Source organism: Methylobacterium aquaticum (assembly GCF_001043915.1).
GTDB lineage: Bacteria > Pseudomonadota > Alphaproteobacteria > Rhizobiales > Beijerinckiaceae > Methylobacterium > Methylobacterium aquaticum.
The window spans coordinates 24,979-31,259 of sequence record NZ_LABX01000034.1 but is presented as its reverse complement, the minus strand read 5'-3'; the positions used below and the strand labels follow the sequence as shown (position 1 = coordinate 31,259).

At 66.9% G+C, this 6,281-nt stretch carries 4 protein-coding genes and 5 pseudogenes; 4 read left to right on the top strand and 5 right to left on the bottom strand.

Annotated features, from left to right (window positions below; all coding sequences use genetic code 11):
- From VP06_RS34470 to VP06_RS04930, 3 genes and pseudogenes are all read right to left on the bottom strand, one after another.
- Positions 1–148, bottom strand: a pseudogene (locus VP06_RS34470) (transposase); the annotation flags it as partial.
- Positions 149–182: 34 nt separating this feature from the next.
- Positions 183–615: pseudogene (locus VP06_RS34465) on the bottom strand (transposase family protein); the annotation flags it as partial.
- Positions 616–883: 268 nt separating this feature from the next.
- Positions 884–1,450, bottom strand: coding sequence for a hypothetical protein (locus tag VP06_RS04930; RefSeq protein WP_245291060.1), 567 nt, complete (start codon positions 1,448–1,450; stop codon positions 884–886).
- Between the two features lie 112 nt (positions 1,451–1,562).
- Between VP06_RS04930 and VP06_RS04925 the strand changes: the two genes are divergently transcribed.
- Positions 1,563–2,510, top strand: coding sequence for a LysR family transcriptional regulator (locus tag VP06_RS04925; RefSeq protein ID WP_048462725.1), 948 nt, complete (start codon positions 1,563–1,565; stop codon positions 2,508–2,510).
- Between the two features lie 204 nt (positions 2,511–2,714).
- Here the strand turns inward: VP06_RS04925 and VP06_RS04920 are convergent, their stop codons facing one another.
- Positions 2,715–3,392, bottom strand: a complete 678-nt coding sequence (locus tag VP06_RS04920; protein ID WP_048462724.1) for an HD domain-containing protein — start codon at positions 3,390–3,392, stop codon at positions 2,715–2,717.
- A gap of 116 nt (positions 3,393–3,508) precedes the next feature.
- Here VP06_RS04920 and VP06_RS34460 point away from each other — a divergent pair.
- Positions 3,509–4,177, top strand: a pseudogene (locus VP06_RS34460) (AraC family transcriptional regulator); the annotation flags it as partial.
- Here VP06_RS34460 and VP06_RS34455 read toward each other — a convergent pair.
- Positions 4,136–4,839, bottom strand: a pseudogene (locus tag VP06_RS34455) (IS5 family transposase). The pseudogenes VP06_RS34460 and VP06_RS34455 sit on opposite strands and share 42 nt — an antisense overlap.
- A 129-nt stretch (positions 4,840–4,968) precedes the next feature.
- Between VP06_RS34455 and VP06_RS04900 the strand changes: the two are divergent.
- Positions 4,969–5,400, top strand: a pseudogene (locus tag VP06_RS04900) (helix-turn-helix domain-containing protein); the annotation flags it as partial.
- A 390-nt stretch (positions 5,401–5,790) separates the two neighbouring features.
- A complete protein-coding gene (locus VP06_RS04895) occupies positions 5,791–6,276 on the top strand; it encodes a winged helix-turn-helix transcriptional regulator (RefSeq protein WP_048462720.1) in 486 nt (161 codons plus the stop codon).
- Positions 6,277–6,281: the final 5 nt, after the last annotated feature.

Genomic DNA, 6,281 nt, shown 5'->3' with positions numbered 1-6,281 from the left:
ACCGATCCGGGGCAATCCCAGTACGCCGCTTGATCTCGCCGTTGAGGCGCTCGAGCGGGTTGGTGGAGTGCAGCTTGGCCCGGTGTGCCGCTGGGAAGCCCATGTAGGCCAGGACGTCGGTCTCGGCCGCGTCCATCAGGGCCGCCACTGCTGGCGGGCGGCCTCGGTGTCGTCTTGGGCGAAGGCGCTGGCGAGGAGGCGATGCCGCGTCGACGAACCAGGCGCAGAACCGTGTCGCCGCTGACCGGCATCGCCAGTCGTCGTGATAAACGAGCACCGGGCTCGCCGCCGAGCACCTTGCTGATATTGGTCTGCGCCTCGGCCAATCTTCGCTTCGGCGCGCTTTGCGTGAACCCAGCCCCGCTGGCGTTTAGGCGAAGATCCGCCCCGGGCAGTGGCCGCAGCGGAAGCGGCGCACGCGCAGGTGCCACGTCACAGTCCGGTCTTGCCACGGCAGGTCCTTGAGGGTCCGCCAGTACGCGCTGTGCACCTGCGTTGAGGATCGTCCGCAACTCGGAAAGGTTGCCTGGGCCGCGGTGGTGTGGGCGGTGATCAGCAACCGGCCGTGGTCAGCGTCAGATCATCGACGTGAAGGCCGTCCGGGACCGACGGCATTGACGGGTTCGAGATTGGCATCGTGCTGCCCTATGGCTGCGATGCGGATCAGCGCCCGATCCCCTCCATCAGCACCGAAAGTGCGGATGAACCCTTATTCCACGCCTAATCACACCATGGACTCAGCCGAGCGGCCTTTATCGTACGTTTTAGGACACATTCTGCGATGACCACTGACTGGTCATGAGTTCATCTCCGAGCCTCAAGCGGTGAGCGGCCCGCCGCGCGGGCCGCTCACCGCTTATCCCGGGCCCGTCCAGGCGCCCGCTCAATTCCCGGCTGCGAGCGACCCGAGCTTGACCGTGCCGGTGTTGGCCTCGACAGCGACAGGCGCGTCAGGCAGCCACCGGACTGCACCCGCGGTCGCGAAGCCCCCCTGCTTGAGGACCTGCGCAGCATCCGTCGCCACGTTCCGGTTGCTGTAGGCGACGGTGATGGTGCCGGGCGCCTTGAAGGGCTCGACGGAGGCAATGGTTGGCCGCGCCTCCTGCCACCGCGTGAGGGCCGGCACGAGAAGACCGCCCTGCGCACGTACGTCGGAGGCGCTCAGCGCAAGGCCCGGCGTATGGTAGGCCGCGCCGATGACGGCGGGGATGGAGAAGCCGCCGTGCGCGGCGGTGTCGAGGGTCGCCTCCGACGCGGCGGCCGGCAGGAGGGCCGCAACGGTCATCGTCAGGGCGGCGGTGAGGGTGATGGTACGGTGGGTCATCTGTCGGTCCTTTCGGCGTGACGGGAACCCGTCGTTCGATGAGGAGAAGATGCGGCCGCCAGCCGCATTCATCAAACAGATGAAATCGATAGCCAACATCCACGCCGTGAATGATGGTACGTTCACGTCAGCCCTGTCGCCGTCTCGTCCGGTCAAGGATGCCTCACGGCTTCGCTTGTCGGATCCTGCATCGTCAGGCCGTCGGGGATGTGGTCGAGAATGACGAGCGGGCCGAGCCATGACGATCAAGCACCGTGACCTCGCCGGCATCGACCTGAACCTGATAGTGGCGCTGGATGCGCTCCTCACCGAGAGCAGCGTCACGCGCGCCGCCGCGAAGGTCGGCATCACGCAATCGGCCATGAGCAGCAGCCTCGCCCGCCTACGAAGGCTGCTCGGCGACGAGCTCCTGACCCGCACGCCCGACGGCATGCGCCCGACTCCGCGCTCGCTCGCCCTCGTCGAGCCGGTCCGAGCCGCCCTGCGCCAGTTCCAGGGCATCGTTCTTCGGGAGGACGACTTCGACCCCTCTACGGTCGAGCGGTCCTTCACGCTCGCCATCCCCGGCAGCGTCGAGGTGCGGCTCATCCCGCGCTTGCTCGCGTTCCTCGCACGCGAGGCGCCCGGCATCCGCCTGCACCTGGTTGGCCTCGATTACGGAAGCGTGCTGGGTGACCTCGACGCCGACAGGATCGACATGGCCGTTGGCATGATCTCCAAGGGCCAGGTCCACCATAAAGTGCGGCCGATCTATCGCTTCGGCTTCCTGAGCTTGTTCAATCCCCGGCTGCTCGGTGTTAGCATTCCGCTGTCGCTCGACGACTTTGTCCGGTTCCCGCACATCCTGACGTACCTGACCGGCGTCGGCCCGGGGGTGGTGGACGCGGCGCTCGCTAAGGTGGGCCGGACGCGGAGGCTGGCGGCGACGACGCCGCGCTTCGCCACCGTGCCATTCCACGTCAAGGCCGCGCCCCTGATCGCTACGATGGCCGACGAGCTGGCCATGACCTTCGCGGCCCAGCTCGGCTTGGCAACGAGCCCGGTGCCGGTGCCCACCGAGGAGATCGTCATCTCGATGCTGTGGCACGCTTCCTATGACCGCGATCCCGCCCATCGTTGGCTGAGGGAGGTCGTGGTCCGCATGGGGCGGGAGGTGGGGAGCTCGCACGGGGAAGAAGCGGTCTGATCCGTTCCCTCAGGTTGACCTCACCCGGGGCCCGCGCGAACGCGTCGGCAGGTCCGACGATGTCCGGCGGCTGCGATTTCCGGGGGGGCGACGAGCCCGACCGTGGCGGTCTTGGAGTCTGTCGTCATCCCTTCCCGGCAGGCCACCCACGGGGGCGACCAGTCGAGGAGGCCGGCCACCATTCCGGGGGCCGGCCATCGACGCTTAGTCATGCTGGCTGCAGCCGCATCCCGGTGCATGCGTCCCGCCGGGCCAGCGCGAGGCGCGGATCACGCTGTAGAAGTTGCCCTTACGGAAGACAGGCTCCTTGTCGGCGATCACGTCGGCCTTGACGTTGCCGAAGGTCGTGTCCGGCTTGTGCTTGATGCCGTCGTAGAAGGCCTGGATGAGGTCCTCCTTGAAGTCTGGGGTCCGGGGAAAGGCTGACACGACCGCCTCGCGCTCGGCGTCCGTGTACTCGCCGTACGTCAGGCCGAGCACGTCCATCTCGACGCCGGCCGTCACGAGCGCCACCACCGGGTGCATATGGACGGGAATGCCGGGCGTGGTGTGCAGCGCGATGGCGGTCCAGACCGTGTAGACGTCCGCCTCGGGCACGCCGTGCGCCTTGAGGAAATCGCGGGCCGCGTTGGCTCCGTCCACCTCGAACCGCTCCTCCGCGCTGCCGTGGCCGGGCATCAGGCCGACGTCATGGAACATGGCGCCGGCGTAGAGGAGCTCGCGGTCGAAGGTCAGGCCGCGGTGGACGCCGGCGAGGGCGCCGAACTGGTAGACCCGGCTCGAATGGTTGAAGAGCAACTCCGTCTCGGTGTCACGGACGAACTCCGTAACCGCACGGGCGAGCTTGCTGTCGGGAATGGCGGCTTCCTGGCCGATGCTCATGGACGGGCTCCTTTGCGCTGCGTGTCCTCATGAGCTAGGAGGAGCCGATCTTGTCATCAATCGCCGTACTACGACGATTTCTGCCAACATGCATGCATCTTCGGACACCGGTCCTCATGACATCCCGTCCAGTCGCCCTCCTAGCCCTACCCGACGTCCAGCTCCTCGACGTCGCCGGCCCGCTCGACGTCTTCGCCGAGGCTAATGCCCAATGCGGCCAGGAGGTCTATGCCCTCGCCGTGGTCGGGACGGCACCGGGCCCGATCACCACCTCCTCAGGACGGCGCCTGTTGCCGGACCTCGTCGCCCCCAACGATGCGAGCCCGCCATTCGACACTCTCCTCGTGGCCGGCGCCCCCCGGATGCAAGAGGCTACGGTCGCTCCCGAGCTGCTCGCGTGGCTCCGGGATGCGGTCGGGCGCTGCCGGCGCTATGGCTCGGTCTGCAGTGGAGCTTTCCTGCTCGGGCAGGCCGGCCTCCTGGACGGACGGCGGGTCACGACGCACTGGGCGGTCGCGGAGATGCTGTCCGCCCGCTACGCGAAGGTGCGGGTCGAGGCGGATGCCATCTGCCTCTTCGACGGTCCACTTAGGACGGCAGCCGGCGTCACGGCCGGGCTCGATCTCGCCCTGGCGCTCGTGGAAGAGGACCTCGGGGCCGAGGTCGCCCGGCGGGTGGCGGCCCAACTCGTCATGTTCTTCAAGCGCGGCGGCGGTCAGATGCAGTTTAGGGTTGAGACTCAATCAGCACCAGAACGCGATGACGGCAGCCAGAGCGAGAGCCGAGGCGAAGTTGCGGGCCAGCTTGTCGTAGCGGGTGGCGATGCGGCGGAAGTCTTTGAGGCGGCAGAACACCGCCTCGACTCGCCAGCGATCGCGATAGCGCCGCTTGTCGAGGCGGATCTTGCGCTTGCGGGCGCGGGTGCCGGGGATGACCACGCTGATGCCCTGCTCACGCAGGTCCTGGCGCAGCCAGTCGGCATCGTAGCCGTTGTCGGCGATGAGCCGGCGCACGCGACCGGGCGCCTTGTCCAGCACCGCGGGGGCGGTCTTCACGTCACTGGCGTTGCCAGGCGTGAGGTGGATGACGCCCGGACGACCGATCACATCGGTGAGGACATGGATCTTGGTGGTCGGACCCGCCCGCGAAGGGCCGATGGCCTGTTCGCGTGCCCCCCTTTTCCGCCGTGGGCGGCGCGCTGGGCTTTGACGTAGGTCGAGTCGAGAGCCGCGGCTTCACCCGACCATCCGGCCTTGGCCAGAGCCTCCAGCATGCGGGTCCAGAAGCCGCGGCGCGACCACCTGTTGAAGCGGTTGTAGACGGTGGTGGAGGGACCGTACTCGCTCGGACAATCCTTCCAGCGGCAGCCGCACTTGATGACGTGCAGGATGCCCGACACGATGGTGCGGTCGTCCTTGCGACGAGCGCCGGGCTGGTTGGTGGGCATGAACGGCGCCATCGCCTGCCATTGCTCGTCCGACAGCCAGAACAACTCTGCCATTGCCTCCTCCTTCTGGGAGGCGCTTCGAATCACATTTCATTCATCATTGCAATACCTTGAATGGGTTTTGACCCTAGCCGTCGCGGCATGAGCGCGTCGTCCGGCCGCTCGGCGCTGCAGGAAGCCCAACGCTGGGTAGCGGCGCATCCCGCCGACGATCATGGTGTCGACCGGCTGGCCAGCCGGACCGGCATGAGCCCCCGTCACTTCGCGCGCGTGTTCCGGGCAGAGACCGGCATGACTCCGGCGGTTTACGTCGAGACGGTGCGGATCGAGGCGGTCCGCCGCCTCCTGGAAACCGGCGAGGTCTCACTGAAGCAGGTCGCAGGCGCCTGCGGGTTCCGGGATGCCGATACACTCCGGCGGGCCTTCATGCGGCAGGTCGGTACGACGCCCGCCGAGTATAGGCGCCTACACGTGGCACCCAAGATCCTGCTCCAGCATCGTGCCCATGCCACTCGCTCACAGGCTACAGAGAGATCTTCCAAAAAGAAACCATCGGATTGAACAACATGTGCCTGCTGCAATTTAGGAGGGGTCGGGTCGTCTTTTGGGCGTACTTCCCTAGCCTCTATAAGATTGACAGCGCAGGCGAAGAACATCTCGCACGCTCAAGCGGTTGCGCCGCCACCGCCCGAAAGTGACAGCCCCGTGATGTAGCTGGCTGCCGGCGATGCGAGAAACAGTTTCGACCGCCGCGGGGACGTGACAATCCTCCCCTTCCCAATGCCGGCCAGTGGCAGGCGTTTGAGGCGGCGCGGATCGCGATGGTCTTGAACTTCGCTCGGTTCGACGCCGAAAGCGGCATCGCGCCTCCGCATGAAAATGAACCGGAACGTCCTGTTCTCTCACATCTAGTAACTTGCATCCTGCAAGTGACTCGGCCATGTTAGGCCGATGCAACGCACGCCCTTCGATCAGATGCCCTGTCCCGTCGCCCGATCCCTGGACCGGGTCGGCGAGTGGTGGAGCATCCTCATCCTCCGGGACGCCTTCTACGGGCTGACCCGGTTCGACCAGTTCGAGCAGAGCCTTGGGATCGCGCCGAACATGCTGACCCGCCGGCTCAAGGCCCTGTGCGAAGCAGGTCTTTTGGAGCGGCGGCCCTACCAGGAGCGGCCGGCCCGGTACGAATACGTCCTGACGGAGAAAGGCCGCGATTTCCGGCCGGTGCTCTGGACCCTATTCGCCTGGGGTAATCGCCACCTCGCCCCCGAAGGCGAGAGCGTGATCCTGACCGATCCGGCCACCGGTCTGCCCGTCGATCCCGTCGTGGTGGACCGGCGAACCGGCCGCCCCTTCGAAGAGGGTGTGCGCGTGGCGGCGGGCCCGGCCGCCAGCGACAGTCTGCGGCGCCGTTTCGAGCCCAACACCACGATCTGACAGCG